This window comes from Streptomyces sp. TOM-9 (assembly GCF_056858595.1).
Genome location: NZ_JBXEQB010000001.1, coordinates 5,435,968 through 5,458,267 on the forward strand (window position 1 = coordinate 5,435,968; position 22,300 = coordinate 5,458,267).

The 22,300-nt window shown below is 71.9% G+C and carries 24 protein-coding genes; 21 read left to right on the forward strand and 3 right to left on the reverse strand.

What is annotated here, in order from left to right:
- Nucleotides 1-12 precede the first annotated feature (12 nt).
- The 4 genes from AC1VWI_RS25365 to AC1VWI_RS25380 all read left to right on the forward strand — a co-directional run bounded on the left by AC1VWI_RS25365 (nt 13) and on the right by AC1VWI_RS25380 (nt 2,765).
- Nucleotides 13-468 carry an Lrp/AsnC family transcriptional regulator gene (locus AC1VWI_RS25365; protein WP_499513321.1) on the forward strand — a complete coding sequence of 152 codons (456 nt, stop codon included), beginning with the start codon at nt 13-15 and terminating at the stop codon, nt 466-468.
- A 47-nt stretch (nt 469-515) separates the two neighbouring features.
- A complete protein-coding gene (gene mqnE, locus AC1VWI_RS25370) occupies nt 516-1,679 on the forward strand; it encodes an aminofutalosine synthase MqnE (protein ID WP_499516908.1) in 1,164 nt (387 codons plus the stop codon).
- Nucleotides 1,680-1,838: 159 nt separating this feature from the next.
- On the forward strand, nt 1,839-2,357 hold the full coding sequence (locus tag AC1VWI_RS25375) for a GNAT family N-acetyltransferase (RefSeq protein ID WP_499513322.1): 519 nt from the start codon (nt 1,839-1,841) through the stop codon (nt 2,355-2,357).
- 75 nt (nt 2,358-2,432) lie between these two features.
- Complete coding sequence (locus AC1VWI_RS25380; protein ID WP_499513323.1) at nt 2,433-2,765, forward strand: DUF4229 domain-containing protein; 333 nt, start codon at nt 2,433-2,435, stop codon at nt 2,763-2,765.
- Between the two features lie 152 nt (nt 2,766-2,917).
- Here AC1VWI_RS25380 and AC1VWI_RS25385 read toward each other — a convergent pair whose 3' ends face one another.
- Complete coding sequence (locus AC1VWI_RS25385; RefSeq protein WP_499513324.1) at nt 2,918-3,772, reverse strand: MaoC family dehydratase; 855 nt, start codon at nt 3,770-3,772, stop codon at nt 2,918-2,920.
- 214 nt (nt 3,773-3,986) lie between these two features.
- Between AC1VWI_RS25385 and AC1VWI_RS25390 the strand changes: the two genes are divergently transcribed.
- Nucleotides 3,987-4,160 (forward strand): hypothetical protein, encoded by a 174-nt coding sequence (locus AC1VWI_RS25390; RefSeq protein WP_499513325.1) that lies wholly within the window; start codon nt 3,987-3,989, stop codon nt 4,158-4,160.
- Between the two features lie 86 nt (nt 4,161-4,246).
- Here AC1VWI_RS25390 and AC1VWI_RS25395 read toward each other — a convergent pair whose 3' ends face one another.
- Nucleotides 4,247-4,450: a cold-shock protein gene (locus AC1VWI_RS25395; RefSeq protein WP_354796699.1), complete on the reverse strand. Its 204-nt coding sequence runs from the start codon at nt 4,448-4,450 to the stop codon at nt 4,247-4,249.
- 306 nt (nt 4,451-4,756) lie between these two features.
- Here AC1VWI_RS25395 and AC1VWI_RS25400 point away from each other — a divergent pair, with 306 nt between their 5' ends.
- From AC1VWI_RS25400 to AC1VWI_RS25440, 9 genes are all read left to right on the forward strand, one after another.
- On the forward strand, nt 4,757-5,629 hold the full coding sequence (locus tag AC1VWI_RS25400) for a menaquinone biosynthetic enzyme MqnA/MqnD family protein (RefSeq protein ID WP_499513326.1): 873 nt from the start codon (nt 4,757-4,759) through the stop codon (nt 5,627-5,629).
- A 141-nt stretch (nt 5,630-5,770) separates the two neighbouring features.
- Nucleotides 5,771-7,447 carry a serine/threonine-protein kinase gene (locus AC1VWI_RS25405; protein ID WP_499513327.1) on the forward strand — a complete coding sequence of 559 codons (1,677 nt, stop codon included), beginning with the start codon at nt 5,771-5,773 and terminating at the stop codon, nt 7,445-7,447.
- A 53-nt stretch (nt 7,448-7,500) separates the two neighbouring features.
- Nucleotides 7,501-8,700 (forward strand): cyclic dehypoxanthinyl futalosine synthase, encoded by a 1,200-nt coding sequence (gene mqnC, locus AC1VWI_RS25410; RefSeq protein WP_499513328.1) that lies wholly within the window; start codon nt 7,501-7,503, stop codon nt 8,698-8,700.
- Between the two features lie 8 nt (nt 8,701-8,708).
- The gene (locus AC1VWI_RS25415; protein ID WP_499513329.1) at nt 8,709-9,113 is read left to right on the forward strand and encodes an imidazolonepropionase-like domain-containing protein; all 405 of its coding nucleotides are present in this window, start codon (nt 8,709-8,711) and stop codon (nt 9,111-9,113) included.
- A gap of 86 nt (nt 9,114-9,199) precedes the next feature.
- A complete protein-coding gene (locus AC1VWI_RS25420) occupies nt 9,200-9,889 on the forward strand; it encodes a demethylmenaquinone methyltransferase (RefSeq protein ID WP_499513330.1) in 690 nt (229 codons plus the stop codon).
- A 132-nt stretch (nt 9,890-10,021) separates the two neighbouring features.
- Nucleotides 10,022-11,311 (forward strand): geranylgeranyl reductase family protein, encoded by a 1,290-nt coding sequence (locus AC1VWI_RS25425; protein ID WP_499513331.1) that lies wholly within the window; start codon nt 10,022-10,024, stop codon nt 11,309-11,311.
- 128 nt (nt 11,312-11,439) lie between these two features.
- Nucleotides 11,440-11,904: a helix-turn-helix domain-containing protein gene (locus AC1VWI_RS25430; protein WP_499513332.1), complete on the forward strand. Its 465-nt coding sequence runs from the start codon at nt 11,440-11,442 to the stop codon at nt 11,902-11,904.
- The gene (locus tag AC1VWI_RS25435; protein ID WP_499513333.1) at nt 11,897-12,256 is read left to right on the forward strand and encodes a DUF4180 domain-containing protein; all 360 of its coding nucleotides are present in this window, start codon (nt 11,897-11,899) and stop codon (nt 12,254-12,256) included. Before AC1VWI_RS25430 ends, AC1VWI_RS25435 begins: the two co-directional genes overlap by 8 nt.
- 302 nt (nt 12,257-12,558) lie before the next feature.
- On the forward strand, nt 12,559-12,942 hold the full coding sequence (locus AC1VWI_RS25440) for a hypothetical protein (RefSeq protein ID WP_499513334.1): 384 nt from the start codon (nt 12,559-12,561) through the stop codon (nt 12,940-12,942).
- Nucleotides 12,943-13,260: 318 nt separating this feature from the next.
- Here the strand turns inward: AC1VWI_RS25440 and AC1VWI_RS25445 are convergent, their stop codons facing one another.
- Nucleotides 13,261-14,052 (reverse strand): C40 family peptidase, encoded by a 792-nt coding sequence (locus tag AC1VWI_RS25445; RefSeq protein WP_499513335.1) that lies wholly within the window; start codon nt 14,050-14,052, stop codon nt 13,261-13,263.
- 555 nt (nt 14,053-14,607) lie between these two features.
- On the opposite strand from AC1VWI_RS25445, the gene AC1VWI_RS25450 reads away from it, so the two are divergent.
- From AC1VWI_RS25450 to AC1VWI_RS25480, 7 genes are read left to right on the forward strand one after another with little or no spacing between them, the layout of a single operon-like run.
- A complete protein-coding gene (locus tag AC1VWI_RS25450; protein WP_089226370.1) occupies nt 14,608-14,967 on the forward strand; it encodes an NADH-quinone oxidoreductase subunit A in 360 nt (119 codons plus the stop codon).
- 15 nt (nt 14,968-14,982) lie between these two features.
- Nucleotides 14,983-15,537 carry a NuoB/complex I 20 kDa subunit family protein gene (locus AC1VWI_RS25455; RefSeq protein WP_018558792.1) on the forward strand — a complete coding sequence of 185 codons (555 nt, stop codon included), beginning with the start codon at nt 14,983-14,985 and terminating at the stop codon, nt 15,535-15,537.
- The gene (locus AC1VWI_RS25460; protein ID WP_499513336.1) at nt 15,534-16,271 is read left to right on the forward strand and encodes an NADH-quinone oxidoreductase subunit C; all 738 of its coding nucleotides are present in this window, start codon (nt 15,534-15,536) and stop codon (nt 16,269-16,271) included. Before AC1VWI_RS25455 ends, AC1VWI_RS25460 begins: the two co-directional genes overlap by 4 nt.
- A complete protein-coding gene (locus AC1VWI_RS25465; RefSeq protein WP_499513337.1) occupies nt 16,268-17,602 on the forward strand; it encodes an NADH-quinone oxidoreductase subunit D in 1,335 nt (444 codons plus the stop codon). Before AC1VWI_RS25460 ends, AC1VWI_RS25465 begins: the two co-directional genes overlap by 4 nt.
- A gap of 26 nt (nt 17,603-17,628) precedes the next feature.
- Nucleotides 17,629-18,456 carry an NADH-quinone oxidoreductase subunit NuoE gene (nuoE, locus tag AC1VWI_RS25470; protein WP_499516909.1) on the forward strand — a complete coding sequence of 276 codons (828 nt, stop codon included), beginning with the start codon at nt 17,629-17,631 and terminating at the stop codon, nt 18,454-18,456.
- A gap of 2 nt (nt 18,457-18,458) precedes the next feature.
- Complete coding sequence (nuoF, locus tag AC1VWI_RS25475; RefSeq protein WP_499516910.1) at nt 18,459-19,790, forward strand: NADH-quinone oxidoreductase subunit NuoF; 1,332 nt, start codon at nt 18,459-18,461, stop codon at nt 19,788-19,790.
- Nucleotides 19,787-22,288 carry an NADH-quinone oxidoreductase subunit G gene (locus AC1VWI_RS25480; protein WP_499513338.1) on the forward strand — a complete coding sequence of 834 codons (2,502 nt, stop codon included), beginning with the start codon at nt 19,787-19,789 and terminating at the stop codon, nt 22,286-22,288. The genes nuoF and AC1VWI_RS25480 overlap by 4 nt, the downstream gene beginning before the upstream one ends.
- The last annotated feature ends 12 nt before the right edge of the window (nt 22,289-22,300 follow it).

Consider the following 22,300-nt stretch of genomic DNA (forward strand, 5'->3'; position numbering starts at 1 on the left):
GGGTCCAGTCTGATGGACGCGGTGGACAGGCAGCTCATCCAGGCCCTCCGTGAGAACGGCCGGGCCTCGTACGCCGAGCTGGGCCGGCTGGTGGGCCTGTCCGGACCGAGCGTCACCGACCGGATCAACCGGCTGGAGCAGGCCGGTGTCATCACCGGCTACCGCGCCACGATCCGCCCCGCGGCACTGGGCCTCGGGGTCACCGCGCTGGTGGGCCTGCAGCTCAGCGACGCCGCCGACCACGAGGACGTGGCGACCCGGCTGCGCGACCTGGACGAGATCGAGGACTGCTGGTTCATCGCCGGCGACGACTCGTACATGCTCAAGGTGCGCGTCCCCGACGTCGACGGCCTGGAGCACACCATCCGCCGGCTGTCCGGCACCAAGGGCGTCGCCCGGACCCGCACTACCATCGTGCTCTCCACGAAGTGGGAGAACCGGGTCGGGGAACTCCCCGAGAGCATCTAGGCGTAAGGTCGGACGGTCGTTTACGGATGGTGAAGGCGAGGCGGGCGATGGACGCGGGGCTCAAGCGCGAGCTGGAGGAGAAGGTCTACGCGGGTGAGCGGCTGACCCGCGAGGACGGCATCGCCCTCTACGAGTCCGACGATCTGGCCTGGCTGGGCGGTCTCGCCCACCACGTGCGGACGCGGAAGAACGGTGACGTCGTCCACTTCAACGTCAACCGTCACCTCAACATGACCAACGTCTGCACCGCCTCCTGCGCGTACTGCTCCTTCCAGCGCAAGCCGGGGGAGAAGGACGCCTACACGATGCGCATCGAGGAGGCCGTCCGGCTGGCGAAGGAGATGGAGGGCGAGAACCTCACCGAGCTCCACATCGTCAACGGCCTCCACCCGACGCTGCCGTGGCGCTACTACCCGCGCTCGCTGAAGGCGCTCAAGGAGGCGCTGCCGGACGTCTCCCTGAAGGCCTTCACCGCCACCGAGATCCACCACTTCGAGACGATCTCCGGGATGAGCGCGAGCGAGATCCTGGACGAGCTCATCGAGGCGGGCCTGGAGTCGCTGACCGGCGGCGGCGCCGAGATCTTCGACTGGGAGGTGCGGCAGCACATCGTCGACCACCGCACCCACTGGGAGGACTGGTCGCGCATCCACCGGCTGGCGCACGAGAAGGGCCTCAAGACCCCGTGCACCATGCTGTACGGGCACATCGAGGAGCCCCGGCACCGGGTGGACCACGTGCTGCGGCTGCGCGAGCTGCAGGACGAGACCGGGGGCTTCCAGGTCTTCATCCCGCTGCGCTACCAGCACGACTTCGTGGACCTCAAGGACGGCAAGGTCCGCAACACCCTCCAGGCGCGCACCACGATGGCCAGCGGCGCCGAGGCGCTGAAGACCTTCGCGGTCTCCCGGCTGCTGTTCGACAACGTGCCGCACGTGAAGGTGTTCTGGGTCATGCACGGCGTGCAGACCGCCCAGCTCGCGCTGCAGCACGGCGCGGACGACATGGACGGCTCGGTCGTCGAGTACAAGATCACGCACGACGCCGACAACTACGGGACGCCCAACAAGCTCACCCGCGACGACCTGCTGGAGCTCATCCAGGACGCGGGCTTCCGTCCGGTGGAGCGCAACACCCGCTACGAGATCATCCGTGAGTACCCGGGTCCCGACGCGGCGCGCCGCGAGTCGCCGCAGCCGATGCGTCTGTGAGCCCGGGCGTGCGCCGTCGTGCGACGGCGCACGCCCAGCGCACATTTCCCGGCCCCCGGGGCGTACCCGGGGGCTTCGAGGCCTCCCCTTCACCCTGATGTCGTCCGGCGGCCGGACGCCCGTCGATCGGTGTCAGCCTCGATGCCTAGGGTGTGCGCCATGGCACTGCGCTTCACCCTCGACCCCGAGCTCACCCCCGAACTGCGGGAACAGCTCGTCTCCCTGTGGACCGACGTCTCCAACGCGGGCGGCGCCGTCGGCTTCGTCGCACCCGTGGCCCGGGCCGACGTGGCCCTCGAGGCGGAACGGCACTACGCGGCACTGTCCGGGGGCAGGGCGCACATGGTCGCCGGTTTCGACGGCGACCGGCTGGCCGCCTCGACCTTCCTCACCTTCAACACCCACCGCCTGATGAGGCACTGGGCCTGGCTGTACACCGTGATGGTCGACCCGTCCCTGCAGGGCCGCGGGAACGGCGCGGAGTTGCTGCAGGCGGCGGAGCGGTCCGCCCGCGACCTCGGACTGGAGGGGCTGAAGCTCACCTGCCGCGGCGGCATGGGTCTGGAGCGCTTCTACGCCTCGGCCGGCTACAAGGAGGTCGGGCGTGTCCCCGCGGCGATACGTGTCGCCGCAGGTGACGACCGTGACGACATCACGATGTGGCTCCCGCTGACCTGACCCTCAGGGGCCCGTGCTTCACTGATACGGGTACGTCCGGTACCTCCCGCAGGCCGGAACGAGGGAACGAAGGAAGTGGCTACGACCGTGAGCTGGAAGCCGAGCCCCATGCTGCGCTACTCCCTGATGCGTCTCGGCCTGTTCGCGGCCTGCTTCCTGGCGATCTGGGGCCTGGTCTACGTCCACGTGCTGCCCGCCGGGCTCGGCGACTCCAACCTGCTGTGGGTGATGCTGCTCGCGCTGGTGATCAGCGCGCCGCTCAGCTTCGTCGTGCTGCGCGGGGTGCGCGAGGAGGCCTCCGTGCAGGTCGCCGCGCGCGTGGAGCGCACGAAGGCCAACCTCGCCGCCAGCGCCTCCCAGGAGGACGAGGCGGACGACGCCTCGCGTGCGGCGGCGCAGCGCGGCTGACACACCCGGGGGCCGGTGCGCGCACCGCCGGCCACCCCGACGGCTGGGCCGTCCCCTGCCGTCAGGCGCGCACCACCGGCGAGCCCTTCGCGGCCGAGGCGGACGCCTCGCGTGAGGCCGCCGTCCCACGCACCCGCGCCCGCGCCCGGACCCTAGGGTCCGACGGTCCCGGTGAGATGGATCCGGTCCCCGGAGCGGACGGCGAAGCTCCTTCCCTTGCCCGGACGGGAGGGGTCCGGGGCCGACGCCGCGTAGGTGACGGTGGCGGGCAGCAGGACGGGGGCCTTGAACTCGGCCCGCAGGGTGACCGTTCCGGCGTCCTCGGGGACGGCCTCGGCGGCGCAGCGCGCGACGGTCCACATCCCGTGGGCGATGGCGCGGGGGAAGCCGAGCGGCCGCGCGGTCAGCGGATGGACGTGGATCGGGTTCCAGTCGCCCGACACGGCGGCGTGCCGGCGCCCGAGGCCGGCGGGGAGCTGCCACTGCGCCACGCTGGGCAGTTCCGCCCCCTCGGCGGCCGCGGTGGCGCCGCCGCCCGGGGCCCCGCCCCCCGTACCGCCCGTGCGGGTCCGTGCGAGGTAGCCGCTGCGGTCGCGCCAGACGACCTCCCCGCCGACGGACGCCTCGGTGACGAGCACGACCTCCACGCCCCGCCGGTGGGCGCGCAACTCCTCGGCGTGCACGGTGAGGTCGGGGCGGTCGCCGGGCAGCAGCGGGCGCCGCTGGACGATCTCGATCCACGTGTGCACGAGGCCGAGCAACGGCAGCGGGAAGCTCCGCCGGGCCATCAGCCGGGCGGCGAGCGGGAAGCCGAGGACGTGCGGGTAGGTCAGCGGGAGCCGTTCCGCAGGGGGGAAGCCGCACACCTCGGCGTACGCGGCGAGCCGCCGGGGGTCCACCCGGACGCCCGGCGCCGTCACGTGGCCGGCGGGCAGCGGCGCGTCGGCGGCCGGGTGCTTGCCGAGGCCGGTCAGTACGCCTCGGACGAGGGTGAGGAGCAGGGGCATCGTGGGTTCCCGCACGGGTCGGTGGGCGGTCGGTCGGCGGTCGGGGTCAGGCGCCCGGCGGACGACCGGTGGCCCGTCGGCCTTCTCCTCACGCGGAGGTAGATGTACCCACACATGAGGTTACCGGAAGTAACAGCCGTAACGGCCCCGGCTGGAGCGCCGGAAGCGGATGCGCCACAGGACCGGGGCCCGCCCGGGCGCCCCGGTGTCCGCCGTGGACGACGCGCATTCCACCGTTTACCGCGCCGAGTTCCTACGCCGTTACACCGCCCTCCCCGTCGAATTCGCGGAGCGGCCGGACCGTCCCACCGCGTTCATGGAACTGCGCCGGGCGGTCGTCGCCGCCGAATTCGCACAGGAGATCGAGGCGCTTTACGCCACGTCCTGACCGGGGCCCCGCAAAGGCAGGAGCCCCGCACGACCGTGCGGGGCTCCTTGGGTACTGCTCGTTGGGTACTACGTGTCAGTCCGCGATCAGGCGGGGGAGACGTTCTCGGCCTGCGGGCCCTTCGGACCCTGCGTGACGTCGAAGGTCACCGCCTGGTTCTCCTCCAGCGAACGGAAGCCGGAGGCGTTGATCGCCGAGTAGTGGACGAAGACATCGGGGCCGCCGCCGTCCTGGGCGATGAAGCCGAAGCCCTTCTCGGCGTTGAACCACTTGACGGTTCCGGTAGCCATAAGCCCTCCTTGGGCCAAAGGGTTGCCCTGCTCCAGAACCTGCCCTGCGCACTGCAAGAAGTCTGAAAACTACAAAAGCCCGCGGTCACATGCTCCGCAGGCTCTGTACTGCAAGGGAAACCAAACTGCAACTTGCGACGACAGTAGCACGGAGCATCTGCGGCGGGGAAGAGCGACAAGATCGGTTTTCGGCCGTGCCGCGGGACGCGCGAATGCGGCGTGGACGCGGTGCCGGAATCGGGTGGCCCGGCGTGGGAGGCCGGTACCCGCCGCAAGATCCCGGGGGCGGGGGTCTAGCCTCCTGATGTGGACAAATCTGCGCCCCTTCCCTCCGCCGGTGGTGTGCGCCGGGCCCGGCCCCGCGTCGGGCACATCCAGTTCCTGAACTGCGTGCCCCTTTACTGGGGGCTCGCCCGAACGGGTGCCCTGCTCGACCTGGAGCTGACCAAGGACACGCCCGAGAAGCTCAGCGCCCAGCTCGTCTCCGGGGACCTGGACGTCGGCCCGATCACCCTCATGGAGTACCTCCGGAACGCCGACGAGCTGATCGCGCTCCCGGACATCGCCGTCGGCTGCGACGGGCCGGTGATGTCCTGCGTGATCGTGAGCCAGGTGCCGCTGGGCGCGCTGGACGGCTCCCGGGTCGCCCTCGGCTCCACCAGCCGCACCTCGGTCCGCCTGGCCCAGCTGCTGCTCGCCGAGCAGTACGGGGTCGAACCCGAGTACTACACGTGCCCGCCCGACCTCTCGCTGATGATGCAGGAGGCCGAGGCGGCCGTCCTGATCGGCGACGCGGCGCTGCGCGCCTCGCTGCACGACGCGCCGCGGCTCGGCCTGGAGGTCCACGACCTCGGGCTGATGTGGAAGGAGTGGACCGGCCTGCCCTTCGTCTTCGCCGTCTGGGCCGCCCGCCGCGACTACCTGGAGGCGCTTCCCGCCGTGGTGCACGAGGTGCACCAGGCCTTCCTCGCCTCCCGCGACCTGAGCATGGAGGAGGTGGAGAAGGTCGCCGAACAGGCCGCCCGCTGGGAGGCCTTCGACGCCGGCACCCTGCAGCGCTACTTCACCACCCTGGACTTCTCGCTCGGCCCCGAGCAGCTCACCGGCATCGCCGAGTTCGCCCGCCGGGTGGGCTTCCCGGCGCAGGCGCGCGTCGAACTGCTGGGCGCCGGGGGCTGATCCGCACGGCCGGCGGCAGCCCGCCGCCGGCCCGGGCCCGGCCCGCGGGCCCACTACGATCGGCGACGGCCCCGGCTGGGGTGACCACGGCGGCCACGGGTACAACTCCACTGACCTTCCGCACCGGCGAGAGGCGCGCAGATGCAGCCCCTGCAAGCGAACGACCCCCCGGCGATCGGCCCGTACCGCCTCCTCGGCCGGCTGGGGGCCGGCGGGATGGGCCGGGTCTACCTGGGGCGCAGCCCCGGTGGCCGGACGGTGGCCGTGAAGGTGGTGCGCTCGGAGCTCGCGGACGACCTGGAGTTCCGCACCCGGTTCCAGCGCGAGGTCGACGCGGCGCGCCGGGTCGGCGGTGCGTGGAGCGCGCCGGTCCTCGACGCCGACACCGACTCGCCGGTGCCGTGGGTGGCCACCCGCTACGTCGCCGGTCCCGCCCTGTCCGAGGCGGTCGCCACCTTCGGGCCGCTGTCGCCGCAGGGCGTACGGGCGCTGGGCGCCGGACTCGCCGAGGCGCTGGAGGCCGTGCACGAACGGGGGCTGGTGCATCGCGACATCAAACCGTCCAACGTGCTGCTCTCGCTCGACGGTCCCGTGCTGATCGACTTCGGCATCGCCCGCGCCATGGACGCCACGGCCGCCCTGACCAGCAAGGGGGTCGTCGTCGGCTCGCCCGGCTACATGGCGCCCGAGCAGGTCACGGGCAGACCCACCGGCCCCGCAGCCGACATCTTCGCCCTCGGGGCGGTGCTGGCCTTCGCCGCGACCGGCCGCGGCCCCTTCACCGGGGACAGCGCGGCCGTCCTGCTCTACAAGGTCGCCCATGAGGAGCCCGAACTCGACGGCATGCCCGATGAGTTGCGCCGGATCGCGGAGTCCTGCCTCGCCAAGGACCCCTCGGTGCGCCCGACGCCCCGCCGGCTCGCCGAACTGCTGACGGCCGGCGGCGACGCCGCCTCGCTGGTGCGGGCCGGCTGGCTGCCGTCCCCGCTGACGGAGCGACTGGGGCGGCAGGCCGTGGAGCTGCTCGACCTCGAACCGACCCCGCCCCCGGGTGCGAACGGCCCGGTCGGTGGCGTTCCGGCCGTAACCGCCGGGGGGCCGGGCGGCGGTTACGGCTCGTACGGCTCGCACCCCTCGTACGGGTCGTTCGGCCCGCCGCCCTCGCTGACCGAGCCCCAGGACGCGCCGCCGTTCGCCGCCACGCCCCCGCCCACCCCCGCCCCCGTCCGGCGGCGCGGCCGCGCCGCCGCGCTGGCCGCGACGGGGATCCTGCTGGTCGCGGCCGCCGTGACCCTGGCACTCGTGCTGCCGGGGCTCGGCGACGACGCGGACCAGGCCAAGGGCGGTGAGCGCACCCCCTCGCGGAGCGCGGGCTCCGGGTCCCCGACGGCGACCTCGGCCACCTCCTCGGCCACGTCGCCGTCCTCGCCGCCGGCCTCGGAACCGCGGCTGGACGCACTCCCCAAGGGCTTCGTCGGCACGTGGAAGGGCGACACCGTCACCGCCCACGGCGTGCCGGGGACGATGGAGATCACCCTCCGCGAGGGCAAGGTCGGCGCGGTCGTCGGGCGCGACAAGAGCGTGCTGGACCTGCTCGGCCAGTCCTACGACTGCAGCGGCGACTGGAAGCTCGCCGAGGCCACCCGCAAGAGCGTCGTGCTCGACACCAGCGGCGGCACCAACCCGCATCCCGGGGTCTGCTCGGACGGCTCGGCGGACGAGCGGTTCACGCTCAACGCGGACGGCTCGCTGCACTACCGCTCGGGCGACTCCCTGGCCGGTCAGCCGGAAGGGGACCTCAGGAAGCAGGGCGGCTGACCCCCTGGCGTAGGCTGGGCGCGTCCGTCACGACCCCCGGAAGGGATGCCCCGGTGAGCGAGAACGCCGACCTGCAGTCCGTCCTCGACCGTGCGGCCGACGGCGGCCGCATCACGCCCGAGGAGGCGCTCGACCTCTACCGCTCCGCGCCCCTGCACGCCCTCGGCGCCGCCGCCGACGCCGTACGCCGCCGCCGCTACGCCGGCACCGAGCACATCGCGACGTACATCATCGAGCGCAACATCAACTACACCAACGTCTGCGTGACGGCGTGCAAGTTCTGCGCCTTCTACGCCGCGCCCAAGGACACCGCCAAGGGCTGGACCCGCGACCTCGACGACATCCTGCGCCGCTGCGCGGAGACCGTCGAACTCGGCGGCACCCAGATCATGTTCCAGGGCGGCCACCACCCCGACTACGGCGTCGAGTACTACGAGAAGCACTTCAGCGCCATCAAGCAGGCCTTCCCGCAGCTGGTCATCCACTCCCTCGGCGCCTCCGAGGTCGAGCACATGGCCCGCATCTCCAAGGTGCCGGTGGAGGAGGCCATCACCCGCATCCACGCCGCGGGCCTGGACTCCTTCGCGGGCGCCGGCGCCGAACTGCTGCCGGCCCGGCCGCGCAAGGCGATCGCCCCGCTGAAGGAGAGCGGCGAGCGCTGGCTGGAGATCATGGAGACCGCGCACAACCTCGGCGTCGAGTCGACCTCCACGATGCTCATGGGCACCGGCGAGACCAACGCCGAGCGCATCGAGCACCTGCGCATGATCCGTGACGTCCAGGACCGTACGGGCGGCTTCCGCGCCTTCATCCCGTACACCTACCAGCCGGAGAACAACCACTTGAAGGGCCGCACGCAGGCCACGCTCTTCGAGTACCTGCGGATGATCGCCATCGCGCGGATCTTCCTGGACAACGTCGCCCACATCCAGGGCTCCTGGCTCACCACCGGCAAGGAGGTCGGCCAGCTGTCGCTGCACTACGGCGCCGACGACCTCGGCTCGGTGATGCTGGAGGAGAACGTGGTCTCCTCGGCCGGCGCCAAGCACCGCTCCAACCGGATGGAGCTGATCCACCTGATCCGCGCCGCCGGCCGGGTCCCCGCCCAGCGCGCCACCACCTACGAGCACCTCGTCGTCCACGACGACCCGGCGAACGACCCGGTCGACGACCACGTCGTCTCCCACCTGTCGTCGACCGCCATCGAGGGCGGCACGGCGCACCCGGAGCTGAAGCTGCTCAGCACCTCCTGACGCCGCCGATGCTGACGATCCATTCCGGGACCGACGGCACGGCCCTGCTGGTGGACGGCGGCCTCGTGGCCGCCGTCGGCCCGCTCGACGCGCTACGGGCGGCCCACCCGGGCGCCCGTGTCCGGAGCTGGCCGGGAGCGCTGCGTCCGGGCCTGACCCACGAGGGCGGGCTCCCGCAGGCGCCCACCCCGCGCGAACGCGTGCACGCACTGCTGCTGCGCGGGGTCACCGCCGTCGCCACCGCCCCGGCCGACCCCGCGCTGCGCTCCGCCCTGGACCGCAGCGGGCTGCTGCCGGCCCGCCAGGCCCCGCCCCTGGAACCGGGCGTCCGGGCGGACTTCGCCGTCTTCGACGGGCAGGGCGCCTGCCTCGCCACCGTCGTCGGCGGCCGGCTCCTGCACCGCAGGGCCTGACCGGCCCACCCGCCGGCCCGGCCTCCCGTGGCGGTAGCCAGGGCCCCTGCGCGGGACGCGGGGCCGCCGGGTGAAGAATGGGGGGCGTGACCCGAGCCTCCCTGGACAAGCAGCCGCACGAAGTCGCCGCGATGTTCGACGACGTCGCGGCCAACTACGACCTGACCAACGACGTGCTGTCGCTCGGCCAGGACCGCCGCTGGCGCAAGGTCGTCGCACAGGCCCTCGCCGTCCGTCCCGGCGAGCGCGTGCTGGACCTCGGCGCCGGCACGGGCACCTCCTCGCTGCCCTTCGCCGAGGCGGGCGCCCACGTGGTGCCCTGCGACTTCTCCCTGGGCATGCTGCGGGAGGGCAAGCGCCGCCACCCCTTCCTCCCGCTCACCGCGGGCGACGCGACCAGGCTGCCGTTCGCCGACGGGGTCTTCGACGCCGTCACGATCTCCTTCGCGCTGCGCAACGTCCACGACACCGACGCCGCGCTGCGCGAGATGCTACGGGTCACCCGTCCCGGCGGCCGGGTCGTCATCTGCGAGTTCAGCCACCCCACCTGGGCGCCGTTCCGCACGGTCTACACCGAGTACCTGATGCGGGCGCTGCCGCCGGTCGCCCGCGCGGTCAGCAGCAACCCCGACGCGTACGTCTACCTCGCCGAGTCCATCAGGGCCTGGCCCGACCAGCCCGGCCTCGCCGCGCGACTGCAGAAGGCCGGCTGGTCGAAGGTCGCGTGGCGCAACCTGTCGGGCGGCATCGTGGCACTGCACCGCGCGGTGCGTTGAGAGGCCGCGCGGCCTCTAAGCCGGGGCGCCCGGCCCGCGCGAAAGCGGCCACATAGACTGCACGGGTCCGGTCCGGCCGCCGCCGGCCGGTCGCAGACAGGCCCGCACCAGCCCAGAGCAGCGAGGAGCACCGTGACCGAGACCGCCGCTTCGGAACGCAGCGCCGATGTGATCGTCGTGGGTGCCGGGCCCGCCGGTTCGACGACGGCCTACTACCTGGCGAAGGCGGGACTCGACGTCCTGCTGCTGGAGAAGACCGCCTTCCCGCGCGAGAAGGTGTGCGGCGACGGCCTGACGCCCCGGGCGACCAAGCAACTGGTCGCGATGGGCATCGACATCTCCGAGGAGGCCGGCTGGCTGCGCAACAAGGGCCTGCGCATCATCGGCGGCGGGGTCCGGCTGCAGCTGGACTGGCCGGACCTGGCCTCGTTCCCCGACTACGGGCTCGTGCGCAAGCGCGAGGACTTCGACGAACTCCTCGCCGGCCAGGCGCAGAAGGCCGGCGCCCGGCTGTACGAGCGCTGCAACGTGGGCGCCCCGATCCGGGACGAGCGCACCGGCCGCATCACGGGCGTCGAGGCCAAGCTGGGCGAGGAGAAGACCCCGGTCACCTTCCACGCGCCGCTGGTGGTCGCCGCGGACGGCAACTCCACCCGGCTCTCCCTCCAGATGGGCCTGCACCGCCGTGAGGACCGCCCGATGGGTGTGGCCGTCCGCACGTACTTCACCTCGCCGCGGCACGACGACGACTACCTGGAGTCCTGGCTGGAGCTGTGGGACCGGCGCGTCCCGGGCGACCCGCGGCTGCTGCCCGGCTACGGCTGGATCTTCGGCATGGGCGACGGCACCTCCAACGTGGGCCTGGGCGTCCTCAACACCTCCGCCTCCTTCAAGGAGCTGGACTGGCGTGAGGTGCTGAAGGCCTGGTGCGCCTCGATGCCCGAGGAGTGGGGCTACACCGAGGAGAACATGACCGGGCCGATCCGCGGCGCGGCGCTCCCGATGGCCTTCAACCGCCAGCCGCACTACACCAAGGGCCTGCTGCTGGTCGGCGACGCGGGCGGCCTGGTCAACCCGTTCAACGGCGAGGGCATCGCCTACGCGATGGAGTCCGGCCAGATCGCCGCCGACGTCATCGTCCAGGCGCACGCGCGCGGCACCGCGGCCCAGCGGGAGCTGGCGCTCCAGTCGTACCCGCGGATCCTCAAGGACACCTACGGCGGCTACTACACGCTCGGCCGGGCCTTCGTGAAGCTGATCGGCAACCCGAAGGTCATGAAACTGGCGACCCAGCGCGGCCTGACGCACCCGATGCTGATGCGCTTCACGCTGAAGCTGCTGGCGAACCTCACCGACCCGTCGGGCGGCGACGCGATGGACCGTGTGATCAACGGTCTGTCGAAGGTGGCGCCGCGCTCCTGACGCCCCGGCAACCGCTTGCCGCGCCGGCCCGTGCTGCACGGGCCGGCGCGGCTTTTTGCTGCCGTCACATCGTGAGGGGGGTATGCAAACATCCCTATCGTTACCTTCACAGGGTAGGATGCGTACTCATGGAGAGGGAGTGGTTGTCCGTCGAGCAGGTCGCGGACCGGCTCGGCCTGCACGTGCGCACGGTCCGCGGCTACATCCGCGACGGCCGGCTGAAGGCCGTGCGCATCGGCAAGCAGTACCGCGTCGCCCGGGCCGACCTGGACGCCCTCACCGGTGCGCCGGCCGCCGCCGCCCGGCACCGGGTGGAGGTCTCGGCCATCGTCGAGGTCGACGGCATCGGGGCGGCCGCGGCGGAGCGTCTGAGCACCCTGCTCGTGGCCGGTGCCCAGATGGCGCGGGACCCCCACGAGTTGGCCCGGGTCCGGACGGCGTACGACGACGAGCGCTCGCGGCTGAAGGTCGTGGTGCTCGGCGGCACCGCGGCGACGGCGGACGTCCTGCGCACCGTCGACGGCGTCCTGGGAGGGGAGAACGACATGTTCCCGGAGGAGCACACCGAGGACCCGGAGGCGGGCCGTGGCTGACGTGGTGACCGAGCGAGGGGGCGTGCCCGTCCTCGTCTGCGGCGAGGAGGGCGCGAGGATCTCCGGCGTCCAGGACGCGCTCGACGTGATCGGATCCGCCTTCTCCCGGGCGGAGGTGGTGGCCGTGCCCGTCGGCCGGTTCGACGAGCGGTTCTTCACCCTGCGCACCGGGCTGGCGGGGGAGATCCTGCAGAAGTTCGTCAACTACCGCATCCGGCTCGCCGTCGTGGGTGACGTCTCGGCGTACACCGCGGCCAGTACGGCCTTTCGCGACCTGGTCCGCGAGTGCAACCGCGGCGACCGCACGTGGTTCGTCGACGACCTCGAAGCGCTCGACGCCCGCCTGGGCTGACCGGGCACCGGCCCGCCCCCGGGGCGAACTCCCCGCGTCATGACGCCCGTCGTCCCTCCCGGCGCAGCGGCCCGCCGGGAGGGACCGGCGAACTCCTCCGTAGCCGGGCCCGGTTGGCGCCGGTCGGCGGGAAGGGGCGTGGGCCGGGCAGGTCGCCGATCCTTTGACATCGATGTCGTTGACATCGATGTCAGATGGGTCTGCCCCGGAGTCAGCTCGCGCCCGAAATGCGGGATTTGAGGCGTTGTGCTCATACTTTTGATCACTGCTCGGGGATCCGTGATCAAGAGAAGGGTGCAGTCATGAGCACGCGCATAAACCAGGTCCTGGCCGCCGCGGCCGCATCGGTCCTGCTCGCCGGAGGGGGCGTGCTCGCCGCCGGCCCGGCCTCGGCGGCCCCCACGGACCACCGCCCGGGCGACCGACAGGGCGATGACCGGCGGGGTGACGACCGGCGGGGCGACGACCGCCGCGACGACGACCGCCGGGGTGACGGCCGGCGCGACGACGACCGGCGGGGCGACCGGCAGGGGCAGTGCTCGATCGGGCAGGGTTCCTGGAAGCTGGAGTACCGTCCCGGACGCCTGGTGCGGGTGTCCAGCCACGGCCGCGTCAAGTGGGTCCGCACGCCGGGCCAATGGGTCAGGGTCTGGCACAGCGGGGGCCGTGACTGCCACCGTCGATGAACCCGGCGTCCGGAGCCCGGTCCCCCGCCACGGCGGAGCCGGGCTCCGGCCCGTGAGCCCCGTCCGGGGCTCCCCGGTCGTCCGGCCCCGTGTGCGGTACGTCTCCTTGCGGCGGGGCCGGACTTTCGTTTGCGGCCGCCTGCCGCGGGGCGCGGTGCGGCGGCTCCCCCTCGCGGCGGCGGGGGAGGAGGGCGCCGGGTGGCCCGGCGCACAGGTGCGTGGGTCCTGTCCGGGGCGCGGAGGACCGCACGGGGGCGGAACGGAGGAGGCCGCCGGCCCGGTGCGGGCCGGCGGCCTCCGTGGGGACGGGGCGCGTGATCAGAGCACGCGTACGGCGGACGTCGGCATGTAGTTGGACATCTGCTGGATGACGACGCCCTTGCTCGGGTTCGCCGCGTCCAGGTACTGCCCGCCGCCGATGTAGACGGCCACGTGGTAGGCGGAGCCGACTCCGCCCCAGAAGACGAGGTCGCCCGGCTGGACCGCGCTCACGGAGATCTGGGTGCCGAAGGTCGACTGCGCCTGCGAGGTGCGCGGGAGGTCGACGCCGATGGTGCGGAAGGCGGCCTGGGTGAGACCGGAGCAGTCGTACGCGCTGGGGCCCGTGGCGCCGTAGACGTACGGCTTGCCGACCTGGGCCTTCAGGAAGCCTATGACGGAGGCGACGCTGCCCGTCGCGTTGGAGGAGGAGGCCAGCGCGGTGCGTCCCGCGGAGCGCGACGCGGTCGCGGTCTCGCGCGCCTTGGCGGCCTTGGCGGCCTTGGCCGCGGCGCGGTCGCGCGCGTCGGCGGCGGCCTTCTTCTTCTGGGCGGCCTTCATGGCCTCGGTGCGGGCCTCCGCACGGGCGGCGTCCAGCTGCTGCTCGACGACGGTCTCGTCGATGGCGTCAGCGGCCTCCGCGGCGGTGGCGGTGGTGGAGAGGGCGGGGATGACGGGGATGCTCCCCGTGGTCGCCGGGTCGGCGGCCGAGGGCTCGGCGTTCGCCGAAGACGACATTCCGGTCAGGGCGAGCGTTCCGATGACGCCGCCGGCGACTCCTGCGCGGCGCACCCAGTTGGGGCTCTGCGCGGCGCGTCGCCGGCGGCGTATATGCGAGGTCTGAAGGGACATGAAGACTTGGGTATCAGGCCCGGTCGGTTCCGTTCAACAAAAGTGTGATGCGCCACAGTTGGCTGTCGAGCAGTGGTATTGTCCCTTTTTCGATCTTCCTTATTCAGGATGTTCGGGACATTCAAGTCCAAATCCTCGTGCGCGCGTTCACGTGCCTCCGGCCGCCGTCAGCGGGGTGTTCCGCGGCTCACCCGCAGGAGTGGCGGGGCGCTATCACGTCCCCCGGTCCAGCTCCAATTTGCCTTCGATCGTCGGCGCCTGATAGTGCGGCACCCCTGTTTACCAGCGGAAACGCAGGAAAATGTGACTTCTGGTGATCGTTTGGGATTACTGAGTGAGAAGATCACCGCTCATCCCCGTTCATGATCGTTCGACTGGTGTCGGAGATCACAAAGGTCAGAGTGAACCCCGTGTCGCAGATCACAGACCAGGAGGCATAGGATGCGGGCAGTCTGGGCTTGTGAACTGCCTCACATGGAGAGGATCTAGGTGGCGCGGGGCGCACGTCCGGGCACGGTCCGTCATCAGTCATCGTCGACTGGAAGGAGCGGGGACGTGAATGCCTACGCGCCCATCCTCGTGCTGGGCGGCCTCGGGGCCGGCTTCGCGATCTTCTCCGTGGTCATGGCCTCCATCATCGGCCCGAAACGGTACAACCGGGCCAAGTTGGAGGCATATGAGTGCGGCATCGAGCCGACTCCGCAGCCAGCCGGGGGCGGCCGTTTCCCGATCAAGTACTACCTGACGGCGATGCTCTTCATCGTCTTCGACATCGAGATCGTCTTCCTTTACCCCTGGGCCGTCACGTTCGACGCCCTCGGGGTCTTCGGGCTCGTCGAGATGCTCCTCTTCGTGCTCACCGTCTTCGTCGCCTACGCCTACGTCTGGCGTCGCGGCGGCCTGGAATGGGACTAGGGGCGGAGAATAGCCATGGGTATTGAAGAGAAGTTGCCGAGCGGCTTCCTGCTCACCTCCGTCGAGGCGGCGGCCGGCTGGGTCCGGAAGGCCTCGGTCTTCCCGGCCACGTTCGGCCTCGCGTGCTGCGCCATCGAGATGATGACGACCGGGGCCGGGCGGTACGACCTGGCCCGTTTCGGCATGGAGGTCTTCCGCGGGTCCCCGCGCCAGGCGGACCTGATGATCGTGGCCGGCCGGGTGAGCCAGAAGATGGCCCCCGTCCTGCGCCAGGTCTACGACCAGATGCCGAACCCCAAGTGGGTGATCTCGATGGGGGTCTGCGCATCGAGCGGCGGGATGTTCAACAACTACGCCATTGTGCAGGGTGTTGACCATGTGGTGCCTGTTGACATTTATCTCCCTGGATGTCCGCCCCGTCCCGAAATGCTGATGGACGCGATTCTCAAGCTCCACCAGAAGATCCAGCACAGCAAGCTCGGCGTGAACCGCGAAGAGGCCGCGCGCGAGGCGGAGGAAGCGGCGCTGAAGGCGCTGCCGACGATTGAGATGAAGGGGCTCCTCCGATGACGGATTCCCCGGACACCCCGAACCCGGACAAGGACGTCAACGCGGCCGGGCTGCCCGGTCAGCGCGGCGACCACGGGGAGGCGATCCGCGTCCAGCGCGGCATGTTCGGTGCCCGCAACGGCGGCGACACCTCCGGGTACGGCGGCCTGGTGCGCACCGTGCGACTGCCCGGGGCGGCGAGCCGGCCGTACGGCGGCTGGTTCGACGACGTCGCCGACGAGCTCGAGGGTGCCCTCGAGGAGCAGGGGCTCGTCCCGGACAACGCGATCGAGAAGGTCGTCGTGGACCGCGGCGAGATCACCTTCCACGTCGCACGCGAGCACCTCCCGCTGGTGGCCAGGACCCTGCGCGACGACCCAGCGCTGCGCTTCGAGCTCTGCACGGGCGTGAGCGGCGTCCACTTCCCCGAGGACAAGGGCCGCGAGCTGCACGCCGTCTACCACCTGCGCTCGATCACCCACAACCGGCTGATCCGGGTGGAGGTGAGCGTCTCCGACGCGGACCGGCACGTCCCGTCGCTCGTCGAGGTCTACCCGACCAACGACTGGCACGAGCGCGAGACCTACGACTTCTTCGGGATCGTCTTCGACGGCCACCCCGCACTGATGCGGATCATGATGCCGGACGACTGGCAGGGCCACCCGCAGCGCAAGGACTACCCCCTCGGCGGCATCCCCGTCGAGTACAAGGGCGCCCAGATCCCTGCTCCGGACCAGCGGAGGTCGTACTCGTGAGCACCCACCACGCACCCCGGCAGGCATCGGAGCGGGAGACCACCGAGGGCCGGGTCTTCACGGTCACCGGCGGCGACTGGGACGAGCTGTCCGAGACCGTCGGCAAGGCCGACGACGAGCGCATCGTCGTCAACATGGGCCCGCAGCACCCGTCGACCCACGGTGTGCTCCGGCTGATCCTCGAGATCGACGGCGAGACGGTCACCGAGGCCCGCTGCGGCATCGGCTACCTCCACACCGGCATCGAGAAGAACATGGAGTTCCGGACCTGGACCCAGGGGTCCACGTTCGTGACGCGCATGGACTACCTCACGCCGTTCTTCAACGAGACGGCGTACTGCCTGGCGGTGGAGAAGCTGCTCGGCATCACCGACGCGGTCCCGGACCGCGCCTCGGTCATCCGCGTGATGCTGATGGAGCTCAACCGCATCTCCTCGCACCTGGTGGCCATCGCCACCGGCGGCATGGAGCTCGGCGCCACCACGATCATGATCTACGGTTTCCGTGACCGCGAGATGATCCTGGACGTCTTCGAGCTGATCACCGGCCTGCGGATGAACCACGCGTACATCCGCCCCGGCGGCCTCGCCCAGGACCTGCCGCCCGGCGCCGTGGACCAGGTCCGCGAGTTCGTGAAGAAGTTCCGCAAGAACCTCCCCGAGTACGACAAGCTCGCCACCGGCAACCCGATCTTCAAGGCCCGCATGCAGGACGTGGGCTACCTGGACCTGGCCGGCTGCATGGCGCTCGGCGCCACGGGCCCGATCCTGCGCTCCACGGGCCTGCCGCACGACCTGCGCAAGTCGCAGCCGTACTGCGGCTACGAGAACTACGAGTTCGAGGTGCCGACCGTCGACACCTGCGACTCCTACGGGCGGTTCCTGCTCCGCCTGGAGGAGATGCGGCAGTCGCTGGACATCGTCGAGCAGTGCCTGGACCGGCTGCAGCCCGGCCCGGTCATGGTCGCCGACAAGAAGATCGCCTGGCCCGCGCAGCTCGCGCTCGGCCCGGACGGGCTCGGCAACTCGCTCGACCACATCAAGAAGATCATGGGCACCTCCATGGAGGCCCTGATCCACCACTTCAAGCTGGTGACCGAGGGCTTCCGGGTCCCGGCCGGCCAGGCGTACGTCGCCGTCGAGTCGTCCAAGGGCGAACTCGGCGTCCACGTGGTCAGCGACGGGGGCACCCGCCCCTTCCGCGTCCACTTCCGCGATCCGTCCTTCACCAACCTGCAGACCATGGCGGCGATGTGCGAGGGCGGCCAGGTCGCCGACGTCATCGTCGCGGTGGCGTCCATCGACCCCGTGATGGGAGGCGTCGACCGGTGACTGAGGTATCACTCGGCATCCCCGCGATGCCCGCGCCGGACTACCCGGCCGACGTACGGCAACAACTGGACGCGGACGCGGCGAAGGTCATCGCGCGCTACCCCGGCAGCCGCAGCGCCCTGCTGCCGCTGCTGCACCTGGTGCAGGCGCAGGAGGGCTACGTCTCCCGCACCGGGGTGCGCTTCTGCGCCGAACAGCTGGGGCTGACCACGGCCGAGGTCACCGCGGTGGCCACCTTCTACTCGATGTACCGGCGGGGGCCCTCCGGCGAGTACCAGGTCGGGGTCTGCACCAACACCCTGTGCGCGGTCATGGGCGGCGACGCGATCTTCGACGAGCTCAAGCAGCACCTCGGCGTCGGGAACGGCGAGACCACCGAGGACGGCAAGATCACGCTGGAGCACATCGAGTGCAACGCGGCGTGCGACTTCGCCCCCGTGGTGATGGTCAACTGGGAGTTCTTCGACAACCAGGACCCCGCCTCGGCCAAGCGGCTCGTCGACGACCTCCGCGCCGGCCGCACCGTCGAACCCACTCGCGGCGCTCCGCTGTGCACGTACAAGGAGACGTCCCGGATCCTGGCCGGGTTCCCCGACGAGCGCCCCGGCGCCGTCGAGGCGACCGGCGGCGCCGGCCCCGCCTCGCTGGCGGGCCTGCGGCTCGCCCGGGGCGAGTCGCTGCCGGGCACCGGGGCCGGCGTGCCCCGGCAGACCTCCGCCCCGCCGCAGGACGAGACGCCCCCGGCCCATCCCAGCTCCCACGACGCTCCGTTGGACTCCGCGGTCTCCGACCCGGAGCACCCGGCGGGACCCGTCACGCAGGAGCGTCCGACGGAAGGTGAGGAGGACCGGTGACCATGGTCGACTCGGCGGAGAAGGTGCTGTCACCCGTTCTCTCGGCCTTCTGGGACGATCCGCAGTCCTGGACCCTCGACACGTACCGCCGCCACGAGGGCTACGAGGGCCTGCGCAAGGCGCTGGCCCTGCCCCCGGACGACGTGATCGCCCTCGTCAAGGAGTCCGGCCTGCGCGGCCGCGGCGGCGCGGGCTTCCCCACCGGGATGAAGTGGCAGTTCATCCCGCAGGGCGACGGCAAGCCGCACTACCTCGTCGTCAACGCGGACGAGTCGGAGCCCGGCACCTGCAAGGACATCCCGCTGCTCTTCGCCAACCCGCACTCCCTCATCGAGGGCATGGTGATCGCCTGCCACGCGATCCGCTCCAACCACGCCTTCATCTACCTGCGCGGCGAGGTCGTCCCCGTGCTGCGGCGGCTGCACCACGCGGTCGCCGAGGCGTACGAGGCCGGTCTCCTCGGCAAGGACATCCTCGGCAGCGGCTTCGACCTGGAGCTGACCGTGCACGCCGGCGCCGGCGCGTACATCTGCGGTGAGGAGACCGCGCTGCTGGACTCCCTGGAGGGACGGCGCGGCCAGCCCCGGCTGCGCCCGCCCTTCCCGGCGGTCGAGGGCCTGTACGCCTGCCCGACGGTGGTCAACAACGTCGAGTCCATCGCCTCGGTGCCGTCGATCCTGCTCAAGGGCAAGGACTGGTTCCGTTCGATGGGCAGCGAGAAGTCCCCGGGCTTCACGCTGTACTCGCTCAGCGGCCACGTCGCCAACCCCGGCCAGTACGAGGCCCCGCTGGGCGTCACGCTGCGCCAGCTGCTGAACCTCAGCGGCGGCATGCGGCCCGGCCACCGGCTGAAGTTCTGGACCCCGGGCGGCTCCTCGACGCCGATGTTCACCGACGAGCACCTCGACGTCCCGCTGGACTACGAGGGCGTCGGCGCCGCGGGCTCCATGCTCGGCACCAAGGCGCTGCAGTGCTTCGACGAGACGACCTGCGTGGTGCGGGCCGTCACGCGCTGGACCGAGTTCTACGCCCACGAGTCCTGCGGCAAGTGCACCCCCTGCCGCGAGGGCACCTACTGGCTCGTCCAGTTGCTGCGGGACATCGAGGCCGGCAAGGGGACCCTGGCGGACCTCGACAAGCTCGCCGACATCGCCGACAACATCAACGGCAAGTCCTTCTGCGCCCTCGGCGACGGAGCGGCCAGCCCGATCTTCTCCTCCCTCCAGTACTTCCGCGACGAGTACGTGGAGCACCTGGAGGGCCGCGGCTGCCCCTTCGACCCGTCCAAGTCCACGGTCTGGGCCGACAAGTCTCACCTGGAGGTGAACGCGTGACCGTCACGACCAACGCCGCCTCCGGTGAGGCGGCGGTGCCGCCCGAGGACCTGGTGTCCGTCAGCATCGACGGTGTCGAGATCTCCGTGCCGAAGGGCACCCTGGTGATCCGTGCCGCCGAACTGATCGGCATCGAGATCCCGCGCTTCTGCGACCACCCCCTCCTCGACCCCGCGGGCGCCTGCCGCCAGTGCATCGTCGAGGTCGAGGGCCAGCGCAAGCCGATGGCGTCCTGCACCATCACCTGCACCGACGGGATGGTCGTCAGGACCCAGCTCACCTCCGAGGTCGCGGACAAGGCCCAGCGCGGGGTGATGGAGCTGCTGCTCATCAACCACCCGCTGGACTGCCCCGTCTGCGACAAGGGCGGCGAGTGCCCGCTGCAGAACCAGGCGATGTCCGCCGGTCAGTCCGACACCCGCTTCGAGGGCCGCAAGCGGACCTACGAGAAGCCGGTCCCGATCTCCACCCAGGTGCTGCTGGACCGCGAGCGCTGCGTGCTGTGCGCGCGCTGCACCCGCTTCTCGCAGCAGATCGCCGGCGACCCGATGATCGAGCTGGTGGAGCGCGGAGCGCTGCAGCAGGTCGGCATCGGTGAGGGCGACCCCTTCCAGTCGTACTTCTCCGGCAACACCATCCAGATCTGCCCGGTCGGCGCCCTGACCTCGGCGGCCTACCGCTTCCGGTCCCGGCCCTTCGACCTGGTCTCCTCGCCGAGCGTGTGCGAGCACTGTGCGGGGGGCTGCGCCACCCGCACCGACCACCGGCGCGGCAAGGTCATGCGCCGGCTCGCGCAGGACGACCCCGAGGTCAACGAGGAGTGGATCTGCGACAAGGGCCGCTTCGGCTTCCGCTACGCGCAGCGCCCGGAGCGGCTCACCACCCCGCTGGTCCGCAACGCCGACAGCGGTGAACTGGAGCCCACGAGCTGGCCCGAGGCCCTGGAGGCCGCGGCCCGCGGACTCGCGGCGGCCCGCGGCCGCACCGGCGTGCTGACCGGTGGCCGGCTCACCGTCGAGGACGCGTACGCCTACGCCAAGTTCGCCCGCGTCGCCCTCGACACCAACGACGTCGACTTCCGGGCCCGCGCCCACTCCGCGGAGGAGGCCGACTTCCTGGCGGCCGTCGTGGCCGGCCGCGGCCGGGACCTGTCCGGCGACGGCGTCACCTACACCCTGCTGGAGAAGGCCCCCGCCGTCCTGCTGGCCGGACTGGAGGCCGAGGAGGAGGCGCCCGGCGTCTTCTTGCGGCTGCGCAAGGCCTGGCGGGGGCACAAGCAGCGCACCTTCGCGCTGGCGCCGTTCGCCACGCGCGGGCTGGAGAAGGCGGGCGGCACCCTGCTGCCCGCCGCGCCCGGCACCGAGACCGAGTGGCTGGACGCCCTGGCCAGTGGCGTCGGCCTGGACGGCAACGGCCTGACCGCCCACGAGGCGCTGCGCGCCGAGGGCGCGGTCGTCCTGGTCGGCGAGCGGCTGGCGGCCGTCCCCGGCGCGCTGACCGCGGTCGTGCGGTTCGCCCAGGCGTCCGGGGCCCGGCTGGCGTGGATCCCGCGCCGCGCGGGCGAGCGCGGTGCCGTCGAGGCGGGTGCCCTGCCCGGGCTGCTGCCCGGCGGCCGTCCGGTCGCCGACCCGCGGGCCCGCGACGAGGTCGCCGAGGTCTGGGGCGTGACCACGCTCCCGTCCCGCCACGGCCGCGACACCGGCCGGATCCTGGAGGCGGCCGCGAGCGGCGAGCTCGGAGCGCTGCTGGTCGGCGGCGTCGAGCCGGCCGACCTGCCCGACCCGGCCCGGGCCCGCGCGGCCCTGGACGCGGCGGGCTTCGTGGTCAGCCTGGAGCAGCGACCCGGCGAGGTCACCGACCGCGCCGACGTCGTCCTGCCGGTCGCCGCGGTCGCCGAGAAGGCCGGCACCTTCCTCAACTGGGAAGGCCGGGTACGGCTCTTCGAGGCCGCGATCAAGCCGGCCCAGCAGGTCCAGCGCCACCAGTACCCGGACGCCCGGGTGCTGACCATGCTGGCCGACGCCATGGACGTCTCCCTGGGCCTCGCCGACGTCCGCTCGGCCCGCGCCGAGCTGTCCCGGCTCGCCCCGTACGAGGGCCCGCGCGCCGAGGCTCCGCAGGAGACCGGCCACCAGCTGCCGAAGCCCGGCAGCGGCGAGGCGGTCCTCGCGGGCCACCGGCTGCTGCTCGACCGGGGCCTGCTGCAACAGGGTGACGACGCCCTCGCGGGCACCCGCCACCCGGCGGTCGCGCGCCTGTCGGCGACGACCGCGCAGGAGATCGGCGTCGCCGAGGGCGAGCTGATGGAGGTGACCGGCCCGCTGGGCTCGGTCCGGCTGCCGCTGCAGGTGACGGCGATGGCCGACCGGGTCGTGTGGGTGCCCCTCAACTCGGCCGGCGGGGGAGTCGCCTCGGACACCGGCGCCCTGCCGGGCCAGGTCGTCCGGATCGCCCCGGCCGCCGTGGACGCCGCTGCCGCACCGGAGGTGACCCCGTGACGGGACTGACGA

Bases quoted from the DNA above. Each gene is read 5' to 3' on its own strand.
- AC1VWI_RS25365 (WP_499513321.1), top strand. From the start codon at position 13: ATGGACGCGGTGGACAGGCAGCTCATCCAGGCCCTCCGTGAGAACGGC.
- mqnE (WP_499516908.1), top strand. From the start codon at position 516: ATGGACGCGGGGCTCAAGCGCGAGCTGGAGGAGAAGGTCTACGCGGGT.
- AC1VWI_RS25375 (WP_499513322.1), top strand. From the start codon at position 1,839: ATGGCACTGCGCTTCACCCTCGACCCCGAGCTCACCCCCGAACTGCGG.
- AC1VWI_RS25385 (WP_499513324.1), bottom strand. From the start codon at position 3,772: ATGCCCCTGCTCCTCACCCTCGTCCGAGGCGTACTGACCGGCCTCGGC.
- AC1VWI_RS25395 (WP_354796699.1), bottom strand. From the start codon at position 4,450: ATGGCTACCGGAACCGTCAAGTGGTTCAACGCCGAGAAGGGCTTCGGC.
- AC1VWI_RS25405 (WP_499513327.1), top strand. From the start codon at position 5,771: ATGCAGCCCCTGCAAGCGAACGACCCCCCGGCGATCGGCCCGTACCGC.
- AC1VWI_RS25415 (WP_499513329.1), top strand. From the start codon at position 8,709: ATGCTGACGATCCATTCCGGGACCGACGGCACGGCCCTGCTGGTGGAC.
- AC1VWI_RS25430 (WP_499513332.1), top strand. From the start codon at position 11,440: ATGGAGAGGGAGTGGTTGTCCGTCGAGCAGGTCGCGGACCGGCTCGGC.
- AC1VWI_RS25440 (WP_499513334.1), top strand. From the start codon at position 12,559: ATGAGCACGCGCATAAACCAGGTCCTGGCCGCCGCGGCCGCATCGGTC.
- AC1VWI_RS25445 (WP_499513335.1), bottom strand. From the start codon at position 14,052: ATGTCCCTTCAGACCTCGCATATACGCCGCCGGCGACGCGCCGCGCAG.
- AC1VWI_RS25455 (WP_018558792.1), top strand. From the start codon at position 14,983: ATGGGTATTGAAGAGAAGTTGCCGAGCGGCTTCCTGCTCACCTCCGTC.
- AC1VWI_RS25460 (WP_499513336.1), top strand. From the start codon at position 15,534: ATGACGGATTCCCCGGACACCCCGAACCCGGACAAGGACGTCAACGCG.
- nuoE (WP_499516909.1), top strand. From the start codon at position 17,629: ATGCCCGCGCCGGACTACCCGGCCGACGTACGGCAACAACTGGACGCG.
- nuoF (WP_499516910.1), top strand. From the start codon at position 18,459: ATGGTCGACTCGGCGGAGAAGGTGCTGTCACCCGTTCTCTCGGCCTTC.